Genomic DNA, 255 nt, shown 5'->3' on the forward strand with positions numbered 1-255 from the left:
GGTCCCCCCATATTCAGACAAAGTTTCTCGTGCTCCGTCCTACTCGATTTCATTGACAAGAGATTTTCGTGTACGGGGCTATCACCCACTATGGCCGCACTTTCCAGAGCGTTCCACTAATCTCAAACCAACTTAAGGGCTGGTCCCCGTTCGCTCGCCACTACTAAGGGAATCTCGGTTGATTTCTTTTCCTCAGGGTACTTAGATGTTTCAGTTCCCCTGGTTCGCCTCTTGCACCTATGTATTCAGTACAAG

The 255-nt window shown here is 49.0% G+C and carries 1 rRNA gene; it reads right to left on the bottom strand.

The features are described 5' to 3' along the window. Window positions 1-255: ribosomal RNA gene (locus J5M58_RS28615) — 23S ribosomal RNA — on the bottom strand; the annotation flags it as partial.

This window comes from Pseudomonas sp. 32_A (genome assembly GCF_017490905.1).
Taxonomy (GTDB): Bacteria; Pseudomonadota; Gammaproteobacteria; order Pseudomonadales; family Pseudomonadaceae; genus Aquipseudomonas; species Aquipseudomonas inefficax.